Raw genomic sequence first — 17,394 nt, forward strand, 5'->3', positions numbered from 1 at the left:
ATAATGAGAGCATTTCAACGCCCCGATCCCGCTGCCCAACAAGCCATTGAATGGATGGTGCTGCTACGCTCTGGCGAAGCCACGGATGAGGATTTCCGTGAATACGAACGCTGGCGTTATGCCGATGCCAGCCACGACGCCGCCTGCGCCCAAATAGAAACCACGCTGGGGAAAATTCAATCACTGACGCATACCATGCCAAGTGAAAACGTGCGCCAGACCCTGCTCGCCCCCTCCAGCCGCCGCAAGTTTTTGCAAAACACCCTGGGCATTGCCGCCGTGGCCGTGGTTGGCGGCCTGGTGGTGAACCAAAAATATCCGGTGCCTTACCTGTTATCTGATATTCACACCAATACCGCCCAACGGCGGCGGATCGAACTGAACGACGGCAGCGTTCTGGATATGAACGCGCGCACGGCGCTGAATATCGCGATCAACGATAGCCTGCGCAACGTTGAACTGCGCACCGGCGGGTTTATTGCCGACGTGGTGAATGACGCCAGGCCGTTTAATGTGAATACCGGGATGGGGCGCATCCTGGCAAGCGAAGCGCGTTTTAACGTGCGCCAGGAATCCGGCGGCATCCATCTGGCGGTATTGGAATCCGTGGTTAAAGTGACTAACCTGCGCGGCGAAAACCGGCTGCTCGAAGCCGGCCACGGCCTATGGTTCAACCATGACACGCTGTTGCCAGTCGCCATTTCCCCTTATGCCGAAACCGCCTGGACCCAGGGACGGTTAGAAGTGCAGGATGCGTCGCTGAGTTCGGTGATCGATTCGCTAAGAAATTACAGCCCGGCAGTTATCCGCCTGGATCCGGCGATTGCCAGCCTGCGCGTCAGCGGCAACTTCCCGCTGGACGATGTGCCATACACGCTTGATGCCCTGACGCAAACCATGCCGATCGCCATTACCCGCACCACGGGGTATTGGATCCGCATCACCGCAGCCGACGCGTGATCCCGCTTTTTTCCCACTTTTTTATCCTGGCCGGTGTCACTTTTGCTTCCTCATTGCACATACAAGATAAGTTCCCCCCGATTGCGGATCGTGCCGGTTAGCAAGCAGTCAGGATTTATCGAGAGGTCGTGGTGAAAGCACAGCACCTGATAGTGAAAGAAAGGATTGAAGTGCCGAAAAACGCAGCGCCCGCCATGCTTTTACCCATTGGGCTTGCAGCGGCGAAAAAAGATCGCCTGCCCAAGCTGGCTATTGCAGCCGTCGCGTTGGCCCACTTAGCGCTGATTGGCGCGGCGATTACGCACACCACGCAATACCGGCCGCTGGACATCATCAACCCAGCCGAACAAAGCAGTGTGCAGGTGACCATGGTCGAAATGCCGCAGCCCGAACCGCCGCCGGCCCCCCAGGCAGCCACCGAAACACCGGCGTTGTTGACGGCGGAAAATAGCGAACGCGAAGTGGCGCAAAGCGAAGAAGCGCCGCCAGTGCCAGCGCCGGTGGCACCGCCGGTGCCGCCAAAGCCAAAACCCAAGCCCAAACCCACCCCCAAGGTCGAGCCAAAACCCAAACCGGTGCGTGAAGTCACGCGTCCGGTGAGCGAAGAAAAGCCCTTGCCGGTACAAAACGCCAGGGTCGCCGATAAGGCCGCGCTGCAGGCGACGGCCAAGGGGGAAATGCTAAAAAGCGCGCCCAACGCCACGCCGAAGATGGTTTCTACCATTGGCTGCATGGTGCCGGCGCCCGACTATCCCCGCAAGGCCAAACGGCTGCGCCAGGAAGGTGAAGTGTTGATCCGCCTGGCGATCAACGCCAACGGCAGTCTGGGGCGCGGCGAAATCGCCCGCAGCAGCGGTTATCAAGATCTTGACCAAGCGGCGCTGGCGGCGGTTTCCGGCATACGCTGTAACCCATATATGGAAAACGGCCAGGCGATTTCCGTGATGACGATTCAACCCATTACCTTCAAGTTACCCCGTTAGCCCATCTGGCGGTGGATGACCATGACCGATAGCATTTATTGATAATCGAGGAAGCAAAATGAATGAGTTTGGCATTGAGCACGTTTGGCAGCAGGGCGACATTGTTACCCGCTCGGTGGCCCTGGTCCTGCTGGTCATGTCCGTGATGTCCTGGTCGGTGATTGTGATTAAATGCATACAGGGCACGGGGTTACGCAAAATCGCCCTGCGCACTAAACACCGTTTCTGGAGCGAAAAAACGCTGCCGGCCGCCATCGACTCATTGGGCAACAGCGCGAATAACCCGTTCCGCGATCTGGCGATAGCCGGCCATGCGGCGATGTCCCACCAGTACAATATCGAGGCCGGCATCAGTAACAATCTTGATATCAGCGACTGGTTGGCGCGCGAGCTGAAAAACAGCATTGACGACAATAGCGCGCGCCTGCAATCGGGCCTGGGTATCCTCGCCTCCATCGGCAGCACCGCGCCGTTCGTTGGCCTGCTGGGCACCGTATGGGGGATTTATCATGCACTGCAGTCCATCAGCATGGTCGACCAGCCGGATCTGGCCCATGTCGCCGGCCCGGTCGGCGAAGCGCTGATCATGACGGCGTTCGGCCTGTTCGTGGCTATCCCGGCCGTACTGGGCTTTAACACCATCAGCCGGCGCAACCGCACCTTGCAGCATGCCATCGCCCGCTTTGCCCATGATCTGCATGCCTATTACCTCACCGGTTCGCGCATTACCTCCACCGAGGTTACCGAACTGCGCGCTGTCGATGCGGAAACCGGCCATCGCGTCCAGCCGTTCCGTGCCGGCCAGTCGGTGTAATGGCAAGTAAAATAGCCCTAATGGGATAGGCTCTAAGAGGGGAAAACGAATAATGAGTATGTCAGGCAACTCGCAGTTCGAAAGCGAAGACGACGGGCTGGTCAACGATATCAACATGACGCCGTTTATCGATGTCATGCTGGTGCTGCTGATTGTATTTATGATTACTCTGCCGGTGATCAAACACGCGGTAAAAGTCAATCTGCCCAAGGCGAACGCCAGCGCGCTGGAAAAAGACCCTCAGGCCATTGATATTTCGGTGCTGGCCGACGGCAGTATCGCCTGGGATAAACAGCCCGTTGACGACGCCACCTTAAAATCCCGGCTGGAAGAAACCGCCAAACGGCCACAGCTGCCCCATCTGCGTATTTACGCCGACAAGGCTGCGGAATACGGCCGCGTATCCTATGTGATGACCAGCGCGCAGGGCGTCGGCCTGACGAAGTTTGATTTCGTCGTCGATAAAAATGCGCAGTAAACCGCATCGCCCCACGTAACGCCGCACCGCTGGGCCGGCGTTACGCCCCTGGTGGGCGGGAAAGGATGTATTACCCCAGCAGCTGTTGTAACCGCCGGTCGTAATTGTTCAGGAAATCCCGCATCAAACGGAAGCATTCGGTTTCTTCATAATCCACCGTAGCCACGCCCGTCTCATCAAATTGATAAATCCGCGCGTTGGGGTATGAGAGCAGTAACGGCGAATGGGTGGCGATAATCAATTGGGAGCCATTCTTCACCAACTGATCGATGGCGCTAAGCGCTGCCATTTGCCGGCCTGGAGACAATGCCGCCTCCGGTTCATCCAACAAGTAAATACCGTTACCCTGAAACTTGTTGATGATTAACTTGATAAACGCCTCACCGTGCGAATAGTTATGGATGCGTTTGTGATCAAAGCTTTTCAACGCCGGCAACTCATCAAGGTAGGTGGCAACGTTAAAAAAGCTCTCGGCACGTAAAAAATAGCCGTCCTTTGGCCTGCTGGGGCCACGGATCAGCCGCAGGTGGTTGTGCAACGGCGAGACGCTTTCCAGTGTAGAGAAATTAACGGCAAAGCTGCCCCCTTCTGCATTGAACCCCATGGAGACAGCGATAGCTTCCAGCAGGGTTGATTTGCCCGAACCATTCTCGCCGACAAAAAAGGTGACGTCAGGATGAAATACAATATCACCGATGTCTTTCACCGCAGGAAGACTAAAAGGATAGCGGCCAGCATCAATGCCTTCGAGTCCTTTCATCTCAAGTTTGATTAAATAAGGCTTATATATCTCTTTCATCGGCTTACCCAATCAACGTTATCTGCCGGCGGTTTAGTGATGACATCATCATAATCATTCAGCCATCCTCTCATTGGCACCAGGATAAGCGCCATTCAAAAAATACTTTGTTTTTTTCCTTTGCAACTAGATTTGAAAAAAACGATAGATAGCCATGACAATAGCATAGAAAAAAATAGCATCAATAAAATAAGCGAATCGAATGAAGAACTCATAATATTAAGCGGGTTAGAAATCTTGGCGACAAAGAGGTATGTTTCTTCGGACAAATGTCGAAATATAATTTCGGCCAAAACAACAAAATAAACCAATGCAATAATTATATAGGTGATAGCTAGTTTAAATTTTTTCATATCCTTATCCTTGCATCATCTTCGGCTCAGTATATAATAGGCTATAATAAATTCTACATCAAAGGATGTTTTAACGCATGTCTTATCTTAAACTGAAGATGCAAGCTGATAGAACTATCACTCTAAATATTGAAAAAGCGCTCATTCAGATAAAACAAGACGTACTTAGCACTGCACATAGCGTTAGTGCGGGAGCACAACGAGTCAGTTGGTATGGTTCCTGTCTCTTTGATGATTATAAGGACGTTTGTAAAACACTACGCCAAGAAGATACTCGCATGTTGCTTGCTGTCCGCCAAGTGTATCAAAGGAGCGATGTTGTTCTCGATATGGTCGAGATTTACGTCAAAATGAAGCTTCGTAGAATCAGTGAGACTGGGCAGCATAATATTATGTTAACCATTGCAGAAAAGTTAGCTCATCACGCGTCATCAAAATTTTCAAAACTATCAATAGCCGCCATAATAGCTAAGTTGATCACTGAGTCTCATGACTTCAAAACATCACATATTAGTATAATCAATAAAAGTAGTCTGGTAGCGGTCAACGTTTTAAGCTTTTATGGAAAAATGCAAAAGGCAGCACTATCAGCAAGGCGATTAGAATTTACTGATCCAAGTTATTACTTTGAATTATACAAAGAAAACCTCGAACTCCTCTACTTTATGATTGAGCCTGAGATGTCAAAAATAATATACTTAACCAGATCTGGTTCTTCTAACGAAGATGAAATCATATTCCTGATTAATAAGATGCTAGTAAAATGAAATGGTTATTTGAGTGGTTTGGTCAGTCTTTCGCTTATCTCATCCCTATTATATTAATTATTATCGGGGGAATCTGCTTTGTTACATTAATGCCTAATTACGGATTTTATTTCACCGTTGCATGGGCTGTTTTAATTTGTGTCCTGTACATACGCTACTCAAAATGGCTTTAATGCTTTACCCCCTTCAAGTTGCAGGCGTGTTAGCTTCCCTGCAACTCGAAGTATGACAAGGCGACCACAGATAACAAGCCTTTAAGGCCACATCAACTGTCGATTGCTCCGCTGTAACCCTCTGCTAATAAAAAAACGCGGTGCAAACATTCCAGCCGCTCCGACAGGACAAACATCAGGATCTCTTTGGCCTGCGGATGCTTCAGTTCAATCAGCGCATAGGCCAGTGCCCGGCACTGGTCGATAATCTCTTCCAACTCCAGCGGCGTATTATCGAACATCGCACACCTCCTCAATCGGCAGATGGCGCGCAGCCAAGCATAAAAAGGCAAATTCAGAGTGAATATGGGTAGGGGTAGCAACCATAATAGTAGCCTCCGATAACAATAAATTTACTACCACCAGAGCTGCAAATCTCTTAATTGGTGGTGGCCCAGACGGAGTTTGCAGTACCGGCGTTATCGGAAACCGGCCAGCCCGAAGGCTGCCCCGCCAGAGCCACCATTGATTCTGCACGGTACGTACCGTGGGTGCTCAAGGCTACGACAATAAAAAGACGCATGGCACGTCTACTGTCGCCGACAACATACACGGGCTGCAAACCCCGGTTGCCGATATTTACGGCAACCGAAGAATGGTATCCCGCCGGTGACGGCGACAGCAAATCATTTTAATCTGAACTGTTTTTATTTGCGAGGTGCAACGCAATTCATCTGCTTTTTGGCACGAGGGAGAACAAAATGAAAAACGGGAATAACCTGAGGTTATTCCCGTACATGACGTTTGTTTAATAAAAGCGTCAGGCAGCGCTGAATGTCACCAGGCCGCTGGTTTCATCATAGCTAAACTGCGTGCCGTAGCGTTCGCTCAGCCGCGTGAGCAACGTGGCGATTTCATGCCCCTGCTCGGCGGTGACGATCTGCGGCAGCCCGCGCGACAGTGGGCGCTCGCGGTTCATCCCCAGATCCAGCGGCAGCAGTTGGCAAGCCAACCCACCTTCCACCAGATCAAATATCGCCAACGCATTTTGAGAAAAACGCGCTTCAGCGTTAAAGCCGATAAACTCGCCCGCGCTGTTTTTCGCCCGCGCTTTATGCAGATCCGAAGGGCGTGCATTGGCCGGGTGACCATAGGCTTCGTACATTTCCGGCCCGATAATCGATTCGCCCGCTTCAAACTCCATCAACAGGCTGCCGAGGTTATAGAAAATCGGTTTGCCGTGATACAGCTCGACTCCGCGCATAAAATGCGCGCCGTGGCAAACCACCGCGTCCGCGCCGGCATCCACCGCGCGGCGGGCAAAGGCTTCGATAAACTCCGGCGCGTTGGGGGAATACCAACTGTCGTTGTCGCCTTCATGGGTGTGCAGGCTTACCAGCGTGAAATCACTGCGATTTGCCGCGTCGCGGATGCTGTGTTCATTGGCCAGGCAATCCTGTTCGTTGAACCAAGTGCGCACCTTCGCCTGCTCGCCGCGTTCAATCTGCAATGAACTTTCAAACAGCGAACCGAACTTGAATTCGTCATCGCCCTTATCCGCCATCACTTCAACCCGCATCCCCTCGCGCACGCTTTCGTCAATCCCCAGCAGCCGGGTGATGTTTTTCAACTGCTCAAATTGCTCATCGGGCAGCACATAAGCACGCCCCCAGCGCAGCGGGTTCAAACCGGGGCGGGCAACCGTGCCGGCGCCGGCATTGGCCGCCAGGAACACTTCAGAACGTGTAGAGCCCAGCGCCACAACGGCGACCCGCCCTTTTGCCGTATCCAGGAAACGCGGCAAACGGGCATCATCCAGATTGCGCCCCAGCCCGCACGGGATCAGCCCACGTGCTTCCGCCGCCTCGATGGTGCTCACCACGCCTTCCCAGCCGAAATCGCCGGTATGGTTATTGGCGAAAGACACCAGACGAATGTTCAGATCGGCGAACTCATCGAGCGTTGCCGGTTTAACCGCCGTAATATAACCGCGGCCTGCGGCTGGCGGAATATTCGGCTGCGGACAGCTGAACTCTGCGTTAGCAAATACGGCATCTGCGCTGGCAAGCAAATCAATAACTCTTTTATCCAGCCGATTTACCATATTTCGGCTGGAAAATAATAAATCGCCACAAGCTATAATTCTCATCGGTTCCCCTGGTTTACCTATATACCCTTCATACTTCGAGTTGCAGGTGTGTTGGCTTTATTACTCGGCCCGTCCCTGGGCCTCGCCCCTATGGGGCCGCTGCTAGCAGCGTTCAAATCTGCTCCTGGCAGATTTGTCTCTCACCCCAGTCACTTACCTGAGTAAGCTCCTGGGGATTCGCTGCGTTGCCGCCTGCCTGCAACTCGAATTATTTTGGGTATAGATTAAGCCATTAAATATTTATGGTTATTTCGTTCTACTGATAAAATGATAAAGCTTTTCGTCATTGTTTCCTCTAGCTTATTGCATTATAACTTATACCAAATATGAATAATGCCGGCTTTACCGGATCCTATACACTAGCGGTTTATTTTCATCACATATAATAATCAGATCTCAATAAATCCAGGGTAAAATAATGAAAAAATTCAATAAGGGAGTGTTATCCTCTGTTGTGCTCGGCGTGTTGTTATTGGCCGGCTGCGATAATTCTGATAACAAACCAGAGGATGAAAAAGTGCTGCACGTGGGCACCTTTGGCGTCAGCATCGGCTTCTCTTACAAGCAAAATGGTAAGGACTACGAAGGCTACGACATCGCCACGGTCAATGCCGTGGCCAAAAAGCTGGGATACTCACGCGTTGAGCTGACCACCGCCGACATGACCGGCCTGTTCGGCATGCTCGACTCAGGCAAAATCGACACGATCGCCAACCAGGTGGAAGTGAATGACAAGCGCCGTGAAAAGTACCAGTTCTCACAAACCTACATTTATTCCGGCGCGCAGTTGGTGACCCGCAAAGACGATAACAGCATCAACCGCATTGAAGATTTGAAGGGCAAGCGCCTGGGGGTTGACGTCGGCAGCAGCAAGGAAAACTTCCTGCGTAAAAATTACCCGGATGCCGGGATCAACATCCACACCTATGACGAACCCAGCGCCATCATCCAGGACGTCGCCCTCGGCCGTCTTGATGCCTACATCATGGACCGTGCCGGCGCGCAGCTGTTGATCGATAACTCTCGCCTGCCGTTAAAACCTTCGGGCGAGCCGGTATATCGTTACCAGGAAGCGTTTCCGTTCGTGAAGAATGAGAAAGGCGATGCCCTGCGCAAACAGTTCGATGAAGCGCTCACGGCGCTGAAAAGTGACGGCACGCTCAGCAAGCTGTCGCAGCAATATCTCAAACAGGATGTAAGCAAGGAATAATAAGCGCATGAATTTTGATCTGAGCTTTATGCTTGAAGCTTTTCCGGTACTGCTCAGTTACTTGCCCATGACGCTTTTCCTGGCGGTAACCTCTATGGTTATCGCATCGCTGATGGGTATGGTTCTGGCGCTGATCATCCGCAACCGGATTTTTATCCTTACCGCCGCTGCGGAAGTGTATATCTCGTTCTTCCGCTCCGTGCCAACGCTGGTGACGCTGTTTATCTTCTATTTTGGTATTCCGCAGTTGTTCCCCGGCATCAGTATGATGAACGCGATTTCCGCCACCATCATCGCACTGAGCTTCAAGAATGCCGCCAACCTGGCGGAAGAGTTCCGCGGGGCGATGAACTCAGTGGATAAAGGCCAGATGGAGGCCTGCCTGTCCGTTGGTTTAACGCGCTGGCAGGGGTTCCGCCGCGTCGTGCTGCCGCAAACCGTGCGCGTCGCCGTGCCGGGCATGAGCAACTACCTGATCATGCTGATTAAAGAATCATCGCTGGCGTTTACCGTCGGCGTCACCGAGATCTTTTCACAAACCAAGATACTGGCCAGCAACTCGTTTCGTTTTCTTGAAAGCTACCTTGCCGTGGCGCTGATCTACTGGGCGGTCACCATCCTGCTGACCCTGTTACAGAAACGCATTGAGCGCCGGCTCAATCGCCCGTACCAATGAGGAGCCAGCCCATGTTAACGATCGGCCATTTAACCAAATCCTTTGGCGACAACCGCGTGTTGAACGATATTTCGCTGCAGATCGATCAAGGCCAGGTGGTGGCGATTATCGGCCCTTCCGGCTCCGGCAAATCGACGCTGCTGCGCTGTATCAATCTGCTGGAAACGCCGGACAGCGGCACCCTGAAGATCGCCGATACCCAGGTTACCGCCGGCAACATCACCAGGCAGCAAGAGAATGAATTGCGCAAGCATACCGGCATGGTGTTCCAGCATTACAACCTGTTTAAAAACAAGACCGCGCTGGAGAACGTGACGGAATCGCTGATTATCGCGAAGAAAATGACGAAGGCCCAGGCAAACGAGATTGGCTATGCCCTGCTGGATAAAGTGGGTTTGCGCCACAAGGCAGACAGCTACCCGGCAACGCTATCCGGCGGCCAACAGCAGCGCGTTTCCATCGCGCGGGCGCTGGCGGTTAAGCCAAAAGTGTTGTTGTTTGATGAACCCACTTCAGCGCTCGATCCGGAACTGGTCAATGAAGTGCTGCAGGTTATCCGTTCGATTGTCGATCACCAGACCACCATGATACTGGTGACACACGAAATGTCGTTCGCCAGGGACGTCGCCGATCGGGTGATCTTCATGGCCGACGGCGAAATCGTCGAAGACAATAGCGCTGCGGCATTATTCGATAACCCGCAACACCAACGTACCCGCCGCTTTTTGCAACCGGGGTTGTAAACCCCGTCCATGACTGCGTTATCGCCCGCCACGGCGGGCGATAACGCGCGAAACCCCAAGCTACAGCAGCGTATCCGCTTCGACGAACGCCGGCGGATCAAAGGCCGTGATGGGCGGCAGCGGCTCGCGCCAGCGCTCAATCTCCACCCAACAGCTTTGGGCGCTGCATCCTTGCCCCAGGCGGGAACTTCCCCGATCTTCGGTCAACACGTTCGGGTTGCCGTGTTTATCAAGCGAGCCAGGAACGCGCGGGTCCAGCGGATCGTACCAGGCGCCGGTGGAGATCTGCACCACGCCGGGCAGGATCTGGTCGCTGATATGCACCCCGGCCAGGATCGCACCGCGTTGGTTAAACACGCGCACCACCTCACCTTCCGCAACGCCGCGGGCGCGGGCATCCGCCGGGTGCATCCACAACGGCTCGCGGCCGTGGATCTTAGTCGCCCGGCTGACGCTGCCGTGATCGTACTGGCTGTGCAGGCGGGTGCGCGGCTGGCTTGATAACAAATGCAGCGGCCACTGCTGCGCCATGCGCCGCTGTGCCTGGGCTTCTTCCTCATCCCACCACGGGTGACCGGGGCATTCACTGTAGCCGAACCCGGCGACCGTCGCCGAATACAGCTCTATCTTTCCGGAAGGCGTTGAAAGCGGAAAGCGCTGCGGATCGGCGCGAAAATCCGCCAGGAACACCTGCCGCCTGGCGGGAGGCGCGAACTCCAGCTTGCCCTGCTGCCAGAAATCGTCAAAATCGGGTAATTCAACCCCCTCTTCTTCTGCCCGCGGGCGCGAATCGTCATACAGTTTGCGCAGCCACTGATCGGGATCGCGCCCTTCGCTGAACTGCGGGTGAAAGCCCAGCCGCTCCGCCACCCCGCAGAAAATGGCGTAATCATCGCGGGCCTGTGCCACCGGTTCGATCAACTGGCGCATGGCGATCATAAAGCCGTCATGGCCGCCGCTGCCGATATCGTTGCGCTCCAGCGAGGTGGTCACCGGCAGCACAATGTCGGAAAACTTCGCCTGCGCGGTCCAGAACTGTTCATGTACGATCACCGTCTCCGGCCGGCGCCAGGCTTCGATCAGGCGATTGAGATCCTGATGATGGTGGAACGCATTACCGCCAGCCCAGTACACCAGGCGGATATCCGGATAATGAAGATGCTGCCCGTCAAACTCATAGCTGCCGCCGGGGTTAAGCAGCATATCCGCCAGCCGCGCCACGGGGATCACCGTATTCACCTGGTTTTCACCGCTTGGCAGGCGTGGGCCGGAAAAGGCGATGCGTTCGGCCCCTGCCAGGTTGGTGCAGGCATAGCCAAACGCCAGGCCGCCGCCCGGCGTACCGATTTGCCCCAACAGGGCCGTCAGAGCAACGGTGGCCCAATAGGCCTGCTCGCCCTGGCGCGCCCGCTGTATCGACCAGGAAATATTCACCATGGTGCGTTTCGCCGCCATGGTGCGGGCCAGTTCGACGATCTGCGTTTCGGCAATGCCGGTAATGGCGGCGGCCCAGGCGGGGGTTTTTGCCACACCGTCGCGCTCCCCCAGCACATAGGGCTTCAGTTGCTCGAAGCCCGTGGTGTGGCTGGCGATAAACGCCCGATCGTAACGTTCTTCGGCAATCAGCACATGGCAGAGCGCCAGCAGCAGCGCGGTATCGGTGCCCGGCTTGATCGCCAGCCACTGCGCATTGCTCACCGCGCTGAGATCATTTTTCACCGGGCTGAGATTGATAAACTGGACGCCATTGCTTTGCATCCGCTCCAGCCAGTATTTCAACATGTGGTCATTGGCGCCGCCGCCGTTGACCTGCGCATTGCGCAGCGGCAAGCCGCCAATGGCGACGAACAGCTCGCAATGCTCGGCTAACACCGACCAGTGGGTATGCTGCTTATGCAATGGGCTGAGCGGGCCAAGAATATGCGGCAGGATGCGTTCGCCGGCGGCGCTGCTGTAGGTGTTGGTGCTGGCGGTATAGCCGCCGTAGCTTTTTAGAAAGCGGTGCAGTTGGCTCTGGGCATGATGGAAGCGCCCGGCGCTGGCCCAACCATAGGAGCCGCCGAAAATCGCCTGGTTGCCGCAGCGTTGTTTCACCGATTGCATTTCGCGCGCCACCAGATCCAGCGCCTGTTCCCAACTGACTTCCACGAAGGGTTCCTTGCCACGGCCATCGCGTGCGGCGGCCCCGTGCTGGAGATAGCCCAGGCGCACCGCCGGGCGGCGGATACGAGTGTTGCTAGTGACGGCATCGGCTAAAGACAGGCCGATGCGCGAGGGGTTTTTGTCCCATTCCACCGGCGAAACCGACGAGATGTGGCCGCCTTCGGTGGCCACACGGTAAGTCCCCCAGTGCATCACAGCCAGGTTATGCTCCGCTTTCATTCATTCATCACTTTTCAATATGTTTAAGGGCGCTATCATAAAGCGGCCGGCGGCGAAAAATAAACTGCCGACAACAATAAAATATCCCGCCGGCGCGAAAGCCACTGGATAATAATCTGTGCTTTTGGCTATTTCATGGCATTAACCCTAAGCCGCAAGCGGCCAACAGGTTTTTTAAGTTGTTTTTATCTTGCAAATTTATTCGCCGCAAGATAATGGCACACAAAAATAATGGCTTAATAGCCCAGTGGTTATTTTCAACGCCAATCCGCGGCCATTTTCATTCCAGCGAGTGCGCTTTATTCCATTTGATATTCCGGGAATAAGTTAGACGTTTTTTTTATTTGGGCTTGTCTGGGGTTATTGTCATTCTGTCTGCCTGCTGACCCATAACACTCTGGATGATAATAACAATGACGCTTAAAAAAAGACTTTTACCTGCAACCGCCGGTCTGTTGTCACTCGTTTCGGCAGCGATTCACGCCGCCGACGCACCATCGCTACAAGGGAAAACCATCGGTATCGCCGTCGTCGGCACCCAGCACTTCTGGGATCGCGAAGCCTATAAGGGCGCAACCGAAGAAGTCGAAAAGCTGGGCGGGAAAGTGATCGGCGTTGACGGCGGCCGTGATAATCAGGTACATGCCAATAACCATGATATTTTGCTGGCGCGCAAGGTGGATGCGGTAATCAGTATCCTGGGCGACAGTGCCGTAGAGCCTAAATTCAAAGCGCTGCGCGCGGCGGGCATCCCGGTTTTCACCGTGGATCATGTTTCACAATACTCTATTAATAATACCACCTCCGATAACTATACCCTTGGCTCAACCATTGGCCGCTATACGGCTGATGAATTAGGGGGTAAAGGCAACGTGGCGGTATTCAATGCCTTCTCCAATTCCCTGCGCATTTGTGGCATTCGCTACGATCAATGGAAATACGTGCTGAAGGATTACCCGGATATCCACATTATCCAGCCGGAATTAGCTGAACAGTTTGCCAATTCCCCTGAGGATGCGCGCAAGAAAACCCTGGAATTATTAAGCCAATATCCAAAAGGCAAACTGGATGCAATTCACGTCGCCTGCTGGGATCAGCCGGCCATCGGCGTGGTTCAGGCGCTGGAAGAAACCGGGCGGGATAAAGACGTCAAAGTGACCGCGATTGACGCCGGCCCGGAAACGCTGGAGATCATGGCGGAAAAAGACAGCCCGTTTGTCGCCAACATCGCCCAGCAGCCGCACCTGATCGGCCAGACGTCCGCCGATAACGTCGCCCATTATTTCGCCGGGGCAAAACTGCCGATCCAGACCTTCATCCCGGTGGTGCCAGTTAAGGGGCCGGAAGAAGCGAAAGCCGTTTACAAGCAACTGGGCTACGGCGAGCTGAAGTAGTGAACACCAATACCACGCACGGGGGAGCGCCCCCGTCTGGCCTGGTGATGCACCAGATCAGTAAACGCTTTGCCAACGTGGCCGCGCTCAATGCGGTCACCCTAACCATCAACCCCGGTGAAATTCATGGCTTGATCGGCGAGAACGGCGCCGGTAAATCCACCCTGATTAAAATTCTCGCCGGCGTCTACCAGGCGGACGGCGGCAGTATAACCCTGGACGGCGTCAGCCTGCCGCAGGGCAAACCCGCCGCCATCGAAGCACTGGGCATCCGCGTTATTCACCAGGAACTGAACCTGATCCCCCACTTCACCGTGGCGGAGTCGGTGTTTCTTGGCCAGGAGTATCGGCGGGCGGGCGGTTGGCTCAATCGCCGGCGGATGATTGCCGCCACCGAAGCCTTCTTCCGCAGCACCTGGCAGCTGAATATCGACGCCCGGCGCCTGATCCGCGATCTGAGCCTGGCCGAACGTAAACTGGTGCAGATTGCCCGCGCGCTGATCGATGGCGCCGCACGCCTGGTAGTGTTCGACGAACCCACCGCGCCGCTCGAGGCCCATGAAGCGAGCCTGGTTTCCGCCGCGATCGTGCGCCTGCGCGAGCAAGGGATCGCCATTCTGTATATTTCCCACTATCTCAATGAGATCGCCGCGCTGTGCGATCGGGCGACGGTATTACGCAATGGCGAAGTGGTCGGCTATCCGGACCGCGATCTGCTGCAAAACACCGATGCGGTGATCAACCTGATGGTCGGGCGGGATATCGAACAGCTCTATACCCCGCGCCAAAACGCCGCGGCCGCCACAAGCGCGCCGCTGCTGGCGGTCAGGGGGCTTTCCGACGGCCGCCAGTTGCACAACGTCAGCTTTGAGGTAAAGCCGGGCGAGATTGTCGGCGTGGCGGGCCTGCTGGGCGCCGGCCGGGATATTCTGATCGATACCCTGTACGGGCTGAAAACCGCCAAACAGGGCGAGATCGTGCTCGACGGGCGCCCGCGCCGCATCACCTCCCCCAAGCAGGCGATCCGTGCCGGCATGGCGCTGGTGCCGCGGGATCGGCGTCATCAGGGGCTGATCCTGCCGTTTTCCGCGGCGGATAACATTAATCTGGCCTCGCTGCCCAAGACGGCCACGTTGGGATGGGAACGGCGCGCGCTGGCGCGGAAAAAGGCGCAGGACTGGATTACGCGGTTAAGTATTCGCCCGGCCCGTCCGGAGATCCCGGTGCGCTATATGAGCGGCGGTAATCAGCAGAAAGTGATCCTGGCCCGTTGGCTGGGCACCGATGCACGCCTGTTTATTCTCGATGAGCCAACGCTTGGCGTGGACATTGGCGCACGCAGCGATATTTATCAGCGCACCCGGCAACTGGCCGAGCAAGGCAGAGCGGTGCTGGTTTCTTCCAGCGACGCCACCGAACTGCTGGGCCTGTGCGACCGTATTTTGGTGATGTGGCGGGGTGAGCTGGTGGCGGATTTGCCCACGGCAGCGCTAACGCTGGATGCCTTGTTAGTGGCAATCAATGGTGGACAGGAACAACCGGTATGAGCACTGATATCCAGCCGCGCGGCGCGCTGCGCGCCTCGGCGCTGATTGAACGATTCCCGTTAATCTTATTCTTCGCCCTGCTGATTTGGCTCAGCATCCAGTCGCCGTGGTTCCTCAGTTGGCAAAACATCAGTTTGATGCTGGTGCAAAGCGTGCCGCTGGCGATTTTAAGTTTTGGCCTGGTGTGTGTGATCGCCGTCGGCGGTGATGATGTGGTGTCCGGCGGCATCGATCTCTCCTTACCGGCGATCGCCGTGTTGGGCGTGGCGTTGCTAAGCCTGGGGATGACCGAATGGCTGCTGCCTTATCCGTTGCTGCTGGCCCTGCTGGCGGCGGCGTGCCTGGCGTGCGGGGCGATCAACGCCCTGCTGGCGCTGGTGGCCGGGCTGCCGCCGCTGTTGGCCACGCTGTCAACCTCCGTGGCGTTTACCGGCCTGACCGATCTGCTGACCGGCCAGCGGCGAATCAGCGTCAGCGATCCGTTGATGGTGGCATTTCGCGACGACAACCTGTTTGGCCTCCCCTACCCGCTGCTGTATTTGCTGGCGGTGTTTCTGCTGTTCCAGTATCTGGTGCACCATTCACGCTTCGGCCAGCATATCCAGGCGGTGGGCGGCAACCACGACATGGCGCAGATGTGCGGGCTGAATGTACGTGGGCTGACGTTCAGCGTTTGGCTGCTGGCCGGCGTGGCGGCCGGGCTGGCGGTATTCCCCTTGCTGAGCCAGGGTTCAGGCAGCAGCAGCGGCACCGCTACCCCGCTGTTGCTGGAAACCGTGCTGGCGACCTTTATCGGCGCCGCCTTTTCCCGCCGCCGGGTCGTCACCATCTGGGGGGCATTGCTCGGCGCCGTGTTGGTCAATGCCCTGTCCAACGGGCTGGGGCTATTGGGAGTGAATATTTTCTGGATGGGCGCCATTAAAGGCGCGCTGATCCTGGTGGTGCTGGCGGCCTCCGCATTGCAGCACAAAGGGGGCAAATAATGCGTTTATTCACCTTGATGCGTGGCGGCGTGGCGGAAAACACCGGCCGCACGCCGCTGGCCTGGCTTTCGCGCGCGGGGTTCGCCCTGATCACGCTGCTGGTTATCGCGCTATTCAACTGGGCCAACCCGGTTTTTTTAACGCTGGGTAACTGGGGCAACCTGCTGCAAGGCTGCGCCATCTTGCTGATCGTGGCAATGGCGATGACGCTGATCGTCAGCGCCGGCGCCATCGATCTTTCCGTCGGCGTGGCGCTCGACTTCGGCGCCGCCTTCGCCCTGGTGGCGTTGAAGACCTGGCAACTGCCCTGGGAGATCGCGGTGCTGTGCGCCCTGCTGGGGGGCGTAACCATCGGTTTGCTCAATGCGTTTTTGATTCTGGTGTGCCAGATCAGGCCGTTTCTCGCCACGCTCGGCACCTGGTTTATCGCCAGCAGCGTCGAGCGGATTTATACCGACGGCGGCGGCGCCATTTCCTACCGGCGGATGGCGCCGGAATATCACGATCTGGCGGTGGGCAATCTAGGGGGCATCCCCACGCCGGTGGTGATTGTGCTGGTTCTCTGGCTGGCCGCATGGCTGATCACCGAACGCACGCTGTTCGGCAAACGGGTGCGTGCCGTGGGGCAGAACGGCGAAGCCGCGCGTATCGCCGGGATCCGCGATCGCCAAACCCTGTTTTGGGTGCTGATCGCCGCGTCGGCGCTGTGTGCGGTCGGCGGGGTTATTTTGTCCGCCAACCTGCGCCAATTCACCCCGCTGGCCGGGCAGGCCTACCTGATGGACGCGATCGCCGCGGTTTTCATTGGCACCGCGTTTAATCGCCAGGGCCGCGTCAGTATGGCCGGCACCCTGGGCGGGGTGCTGTTCCTTGCCGTCATCGACAATGGGCTCAACCTGATGGGGCTCAATTACCTGGTTAAAGATGCGCTGATCGGGGTGATCCTGGTGGTGGCATTGGCCGTTTCATTTTGGCAGGCGCGCCTGCGCCAGCACCGTTACTGA

At 55.9% G+C, this 17,394-nt stretch carries 17 protein-coding genes; 12 read left to right on the forward strand and 5 right to left on the reverse strand.

Features of this window, described 5'->3' with window-relative positions:
• The first annotated feature begins 3 nt into the window (after positions 1 to 3).
• The 4 genes from ACN28Q_RS02430 to ACN28Q_RS02445 all read left to right on the forward strand — a co-directional run bounded on the left by ACN28Q_RS02430 (position 4) and on the right by ACN28Q_RS02445 (position 3,235).
• Entirely contained in the window at positions 4 to 960 is a 957-nt protein-coding gene (locus tag ACN28Q_RS02430; protein ID WP_095844872.1) for a FecR family protein, read from the forward strand.
• A gap of 131 nt (positions 961 to 1,091) precedes the next feature.
• On the forward strand, positions 1,092 to 1,943 hold the full coding sequence (locus tag ACN28Q_RS02435) for an energy transducer TonB (RefSeq protein ID WP_095848877.1): 852 nt from the start codon (positions 1,092 to 1,094) through the stop codon (positions 1,941 to 1,943).
• A gap of 58 nt (positions 1,944 to 2,001) precedes the next feature.
• The gene (locus tag ACN28Q_RS02440) at positions 2,002 to 2,757 is read left to right on the forward strand and encodes a MotA/TolQ/ExbB proton channel family protein (RefSeq protein ID WP_095844873.1); all 756 of its coding nucleotides are present in this window, start codon (positions 2,002 to 2,004) and stop codon (positions 2,755 to 2,757) included.
• Positions 2,758 to 2,809: 52 nt separating this feature from the next.
• Positions 2,810 to 3,235: an ExbD/TolR family protein gene (locus ACN28Q_RS02445; RefSeq protein ID WP_183096675.1), complete on the forward strand. Its 426-nt coding sequence runs from the start codon at positions 2,810 to 2,812 to the stop codon at positions 3,233 to 3,235.
• 70 nt (positions 3,236 to 3,305) lie between these two features.
• On the opposite strand, the gene ACN28Q_RS02450 is transcribed toward ACN28Q_RS02445, so the two are convergent.
• Positions 3,306 to 3,995, reverse strand: coding sequence for an AAA family ATPase (locus ACN28Q_RS02450; RefSeq protein ID WP_230469412.1), 690 nt, complete (start codon positions 3,993 to 3,995; stop codon positions 3,306 to 3,308).
• Positions 3,996 to 4,464: 469 nt separating this feature from the next.
• On the opposite strand from ACN28Q_RS02450, the gene ACN28Q_RS02455 reads away from it, so the two are divergent.
• Positions 4,465 to 5,154, forward strand: a complete 690-nt coding sequence (locus tag ACN28Q_RS02455) for a hypothetical protein (protein WP_095844877.1) — start codon at positions 4,465 to 4,467, stop codon at positions 5,152 to 5,154.
• Positions 5,155 to 5,419: 265 nt separating this feature from the next.
• Here ACN28Q_RS02455 and ACN28Q_RS02460 read toward each other — a convergent pair whose 3' ends face one another.
• The 3 genes from ACN28Q_RS02460 to ACN28Q_RS02470 all read right to left on the reverse strand — a co-directional run bounded on the left by ACN28Q_RS02460 (position 5,420) and on the right by ACN28Q_RS02470 (position 7,455).
• Positions 5,420 to 5,608, reverse strand: coding sequence for a hypothetical protein (locus ACN28Q_RS02460; protein WP_095844878.1), 189 nt, complete (start codon positions 5,606 to 5,608; stop codon positions 5,420 to 5,422).
• 137 nt (positions 5,609 to 5,745) lie between these two features.
• Positions 5,746 to 5,919, reverse strand: coding sequence for an ash family protein (locus ACN28Q_RS02465; protein WP_413541188.1), 174 nt, complete (start codon positions 5,917 to 5,919; stop codon positions 5,746 to 5,748).
• A 207-nt stretch (positions 5,920 to 6,126) separates the two neighbouring features.
• On the reverse strand, positions 6,127 to 7,455 hold the full coding sequence (locus ACN28Q_RS02470; protein ID WP_095844880.1) for a CapA family protein: 1,329 nt from the start codon (positions 7,453 to 7,455) through the stop codon (positions 6,127 to 6,129).
• Between the two features lie 418 nt (positions 7,456 to 7,873).
• On the opposite strand from ACN28Q_RS02470, the gene ACN28Q_RS02475 reads away from it, so the two are divergent.
• Genes ACN28Q_RS02475 through ACN28Q_RS02485 form a run of 3 tightly spaced genes read left to right on the forward strand, consistent with a single transcriptional unit; the run spans position 7,874 to position 10,084 of the window.
• A complete protein-coding gene (locus tag ACN28Q_RS02475) occupies positions 7,874 to 8,665 on the forward strand; it encodes a transporter substrate-binding domain-containing protein (protein ID WP_095844881.1) in 792 nt (263 codons plus the stop codon).
• 7 nt (positions 8,666 to 8,672) lie between these two features.
• Positions 8,673 to 9,341 carry an amino acid ABC transporter permease gene (locus ACN28Q_RS02480; protein ID WP_095844882.1) on the forward strand — a complete coding sequence of 223 codons (669 nt, stop codon included), beginning with the start codon at positions 8,673 to 8,675 and terminating at the stop codon, positions 9,339 to 9,341.
• Positions 9,342 to 9,352: 11 nt separating this feature from the next.
• Positions 9,353 to 10,084 (forward strand): amino acid ABC transporter ATP-binding protein, encoded by a 732-nt coding sequence (locus ACN28Q_RS02485; protein WP_095844883.1) that lies wholly within the window; start codon positions 9,353 to 9,355, stop codon positions 10,082 to 10,084.
• Positions 10,085 to 10,144: 60 nt separating this feature from the next.
• On the opposite strand, the gene ACN28Q_RS02490 is transcribed toward ACN28Q_RS02485, so the two are convergent.
• Complete coding sequence (locus ACN28Q_RS02490) at positions 10,145 to 12,466, reverse strand: molybdopterin-dependent oxidoreductase (RefSeq protein ID WP_095844884.1); 2,322 nt, start codon at positions 12,464 to 12,466, stop codon at positions 10,145 to 10,147.
• A gap of 413 nt (positions 12,467 to 12,879) precedes the next feature.
• On the opposite strand from ACN28Q_RS02490, the gene ACN28Q_RS02495 reads away from it, so the two are divergent.
• Genes ACN28Q_RS02495 through ACN28Q_RS02510 form a run of 4 tightly spaced genes read left to right on the forward strand, consistent with a single transcriptional unit; the run spans position 12,880 to position 17,394 of the window.
• On the forward strand, positions 12,880 to 13,860 hold the full coding sequence (locus tag ACN28Q_RS02495) for a sugar ABC transporter substrate-binding protein (RefSeq protein WP_095844885.1): 981 nt from the start codon (positions 12,880 to 12,882) through the stop codon (positions 13,858 to 13,860).
• A 47-nt stretch (positions 13,861 to 13,907) separates the two neighbouring features.
• Positions 13,908 to 15,407 (forward strand): sugar ABC transporter ATP-binding protein, encoded by a 1,500-nt coding sequence (locus ACN28Q_RS02500; protein ID WP_095848878.1) that lies wholly within the window; start codon positions 13,908 to 13,910, stop codon positions 15,405 to 15,407.
• Positions 15,404 to 16,390, forward strand: coding sequence for an ABC transporter permease (locus ACN28Q_RS02505; RefSeq protein WP_095844886.1), 987 nt, complete (start codon positions 15,404 to 15,406; stop codon positions 16,388 to 16,390). Before ACN28Q_RS02500 ends, ACN28Q_RS02505 begins: the two co-directional genes overlap by 4 nt.
• Positions 16,390 to 17,394 (forward strand): ABC transporter permease, encoded by a 1,005-nt coding sequence (locus ACN28Q_RS02510; protein ID WP_095844887.1) that lies wholly within the window; start codon positions 16,390 to 16,392, stop codon positions 17,392 to 17,394. Before ACN28Q_RS02505 ends, ACN28Q_RS02510 begins: the two co-directional genes overlap by 1 nt.

Source organism: Gibbsiella quercinecans (assembly GCF_002291425.1).
Classification (GTDB): domain Bacteria; phylum Pseudomonadota; class Gammaproteobacteria; order Enterobacterales; family Enterobacteriaceae; genus Gibbsiella; species Gibbsiella quercinecans.